Raw genomic sequence first — 4,122 nt, forward strand, 5'->3', positions numbered from 1 at the left:
CACCGTGCGCAACACTGTTGGTGATCCCAAACGAGAACGCCATTACCGCAGCAGTCATTGAGCCAAGCACGTTGGCCGGGATAACCGACATCGGATCTTGAGCCGCGAAAGGAATCGCACCTTCAGAGATACCCACCAAGCCCATCGCACCTGCTGCTTTGCCTGCTTCAATTTCAGATGATTCGAACAGGTCGAACTTACGGCCAAGTCTGGTCGCGATAGCCATACCTAATGGAGCGACAGGAATTGCACACGCCATTGCACCCATGAATTGAGTTTGACCGCTGGCAATCATGCCGACCGAGAATAGGAACGCCACCTTGTTGAACGGACCGCCCATATCAAAGCCAGCCATGCCACCAAGGACAATACCAAGCAGAACCACGTTGCCTGTACTCATGCTGGTTAGCAGTGCAGTAAGAGCATCCATCAGCCCAGCGATAGGTGCGCCAATTACGAAGATGAACAGGCCCGCGATGAATAGAGAGCCAGTGATCGGAGCGATCATGATAGGCACAAGCGGTTGAACGAACTTGTGGTAGTTAAACGACGTAATCCATTTAACGAAGTAACCCACCAATAGACCTGCGATGATTGCGCCAATGAAGCCTGTACCTGCGTCAGCGCCATAGAAAGAACCGTTGTTGGCAATCCAGCCGCCAATCAAACCAGGGGTTAGAGCTGGGCGGTCAGCAATCGCGTAAGCAATGTAGCCAGCCAAGATTGGGATCATCAGGGTGAAGGCAACCACACCAACTTCTAGGATTTGGTTCCACATGCTGCCAGCAGGAATCGCCATGCCAGATTCACTTGGCTCACCACCAATGGCTAGTGCTAAGGCAATCAAAAGACCGCCTGTCACCACGAATGGGATCATGTGAGATACGCCATTCATCAAGTAACGATAAAGGTCTGAACGTGCTTGCGAGGCTTTCTCTGCAACAGATTGGTTGGTCGGCGCTTGTTCAGCTTGGTAGTTAGGTGCATTGAGCGCTTGCTGAATCAAGCCTTGCGCGTCTTTGATTGGCGCTTTTACGTTGGTGCTGATAACGCGTTTGCCGGCAAAGCGAGCCATGTCGACCTGTTTGTCACAAGCCACCACAATCGCGTCTGCGCGTTCGATCTCTTCTTGAGTTGGGCTGTTCTTTACACCAATAGAACCGTTGGTTTCGACCTTGATGTCATAGCCAAGAGCCGCCGCGCCTTTTTCTAGTGCTTCGGCTGCTAAATACGTGTGTGCAACGCCAGCTGGACAGCCTGTCACACCAATGATGAAGCCTTGTTTCTCAACGTTGGTTTCCGTTTCTGGCTGTTCAGGTTTAGTAAGCAGTAGTTCTAATGCTTCTTGTTGAGATTGAGCATTCATGAAGCTTTCGATAAAGCCTTCTTCAATCAGTTTTGAAGAAAGTTCTGCCAGTACTTCAATGTGGTGATTATCGCCGCCATCAGGAGAGGCAATCATGAAGAATAGTTTTGATGGCTGGCCGTCATCGGCGCCGTACTCGATACCCTGTTTATGGACACCGATAACAACCGCGGGTTTAATCACCGCAGCGCTTTTCGCGTGTGGCAGAGCAATACCTTCTTCAAATCCGGTATTACCTTGTTCTTCACGCGCCTTAATGTCGGCAAGAAACTGTGCTTTGTCTGAGATTCTGCCTTGTTCGTAAAGCACGTCTATCAGCTCTTTAAATACGTCTTCTTTTGAATTAGCGCTAAGCGAAAGCTTAATCAAATCTTGATTGATCAATGTCGTGATCATAATGAACCCCTACTCTGTTCTTATTTTGTTAGGGGTATTCTGGAATCTACGGCTTACCTTCTGTAGTGAAGAAAAAATGCATTTACTGGATGATTGTTGCGTTATAAATGGAGTGTGATTTTGATCGGTCGAACGGGCGGTTTTAGCCCTATATTGACAAGGTTTGTCGTACATTGAAGCTTTTATTTATAAGGGCTACAGCGTGTTTTGTTATCTGGGGAATTACGTGCCTCATTGGTTTCTGTACTGGAAATTTATTTCTAAGACTGGATTTTTGTAACCTAGATCTCAAATTGTGATTTTGCTCAATAGCGCTATGTTTCAGTAACAGGTATATCTATTTCCGTAGCCTTATTGCTGCCCATAAGAGTTCGAATAATGATATTTCATGACTTAATCTCGTCGGTGTTAAATGAGCGAGAACCGTTTCATAACATCTGGTTTGCTGGAGATTTTCACACGCCATCCGCTTGCAGCTATCAGGTGAACTTTCCACGTTTAGAGCTGGTGCTAGATGGAGAGTATGTCAATGAAATGGAGAGTCATGATCGCAAGATCACCAACGTTATTGCCAAAGCCGGAGACGCGATTTTCATCCCACCCAACTGCTGGAATAAACCTAACTGGGATACTGACTGCTCGGTGCTGAGCATGTTGTTTGGGCGTCGTCAGCTTGGTTTAAGCTTAGTGAGTAAGCGCAAAGGGGAAGAGAGCTTTTACGATATCCAAAAACACAGTATTCAGACTCGATCAGGGTTTGCGATTGATAACATCTTGGAGGCGCTTAGCTCGTTAGCGAGAGAGAGCAACAAGCAGCCGATGGATGAGTTATTGCTGCAAGCTCTGCTCCAATACAGCAAGACGATGTTGGATGCGCCTGTCGAGAAATCTCACAGTCGCGTGCAGGATGTGTATCAAGGGATTTGTATCTACATTCAAGAGAATTTCCACCGTCAAATCACCCGAGACAGCATTGCCTCACGCTTTAGTATTTCATCCAATCACTTGTCGCGAATGTTCCGTCAGCAAGGCCACATGACGCTGGCAGAATACATCACCCGTGTTCGAGTCGACCGCGCTAAGTTCATGCTCAAAAAGTACAACTTCAAGCTCAATGAAGTGGCATTACGTTGCGGCTTTAAAGATGTGAACTACTTCTGTCGCGTGTTTAAGAATCGCACAGGAAGAACGCCGACCGAATATCGTGGTTCAATCTAATATCCCTTCTAATTACCTTTCTGACCAGAGCTTATACGACCTAAATTTGTATGACTAGATCACCACAGTGAGCTCTGTGTTGTGGTGATCAATTTGCTTTGTGTTTTCCACTGCTGTTTATTTCTACACCTTATTTCCAAACCTATCTTTAGGCACGTTCTCTATTTATCCCGTTTCACTAAATAAACCCAATTAATAACATTAAGGGTTCGCTTTGCGAGTTGCTTATTATTTTTCGTTGCCTATTTATTGAATTAAACGTGTGAGAGTTGATGTATTAACGCGATGCATTTAATGAATGCTAAGTAAATTAAAAACAACTTATCGAGACGACAAGATCTTGTTATTGTTGTCCGGCTTACTGATTGAAATGCTCTTAAATTATTGATTTTAAATGTTTATTTCGCTTCGGTTTATTCTTTATTTACTAACGTCTAATTCATGCCTCGAAATCAAATATTCAGGTTTATACGCCCCATCACAACCTTGACTTATAATACTACAAATTAAAAATTCTATAGATAATATGCTCTTCAGATATTCATCATAAAGAAGACTTATACATGGAACTCAATACTCTGATCGTAGGAATTTATTTCCTTTTCCTTATCGCAATAGGTTGGATGTTTAGAACGTTCACCAGTACAACCAGTGATTATTTCCGCGGGGGCGGTAACATGCTTTGGTGGATGGTTGGCGCGACTGCGTTTATGACTCAGTTCAGTGCTTGGACCTTCACTGGCGCAGCGGGTAAAGCGTATGCCGATGGTATGGCTGTCGCGGTTATCTTCTTAGCGAACGCATTTGGTTACCTGATGAACTACCTGTACTTCGCTCCGAAATTCCGTCAACTACGTGTGGTAACGCCAATTGACGCGATTCGTATGCGTTTTGGTAGCTTCAACGAACAAGTATTTACTTGGTCTGGCATGCCGAACAGTATTGTTTCTGCAGGTATCTGGCTGAACGGTTTGGCGATCATCGCATCGGGCATCTTTGGCTTCGACATGACGACAACCATCGTTCTGACTGGTCTTGTTGTTCTGGTGATGTCGGTAACGGGCGGCTCTTGGGCGGTTATCGCGTCTGACTTCATGCAGATGGTTATTATCATGGCGGTAACCGTAACGTGTGCTGCAGTG

At 45.5% G+C, this 4,122-nt stretch carries 3 protein-coding genes; 2 read left to right on the forward strand and 1 reads right to left on the reverse strand.

Annotated elements, in window-relative coordinates; translation table 11 throughout:
- Window positions 1–1,762: PTS fructose transporter subunit IIABC (locus IQQ51_RS10515; protein ID WP_228012795.1), on the reverse strand; the 1,762-nt coding region annotated here is incomplete at its 3' end.
- 378 nt (window positions 1,763–2,140) lie between these two features.
- On the opposite strand from IQQ51_RS10515, the gene IQQ51_RS10520 reads away from it, so the two are divergent.
- Both IQQ51_RS10520 and IQQ51_RS26915 read left to right on the forward strand, forming a co-directional pair.
- Complete coding sequence (locus IQQ51_RS10520; protein ID WP_050647271.1) at window positions 2,141–2,980, forward strand: helix-turn-helix transcriptional regulator; 840 nt, start codon at window positions 2,141–2,143, stop codon at window positions 2,978–2,980.
- A 563-nt stretch (window positions 2,981–3,543) separates the two neighbouring features.
- Window positions 3,544–4,122 (forward strand): sodium:solute symporter family transporter (locus IQQ51_RS26915; protein WP_416222607.1); only part of this gene is annotated, 579 nt, incomplete at its 3' end.

This window comes from Vibrio sp. OPT18, from assembly GCF_015163615.1.
GTDB classification, from domain to species: Bacteria; Pseudomonadota; Gammaproteobacteria; order Enterobacterales; family Vibrionaceae; genus Vibrio; species Vibrio coralliirubri.

Coding starts and splice junctions, on each gene's coding strand:
- IQQ51_RS10520 (WP_050647271.1), top strand. CDS start 2,141: ATGATATTTCATGACTTAATCTCGTCGGTGTTAAATGAGCGAGAACCG.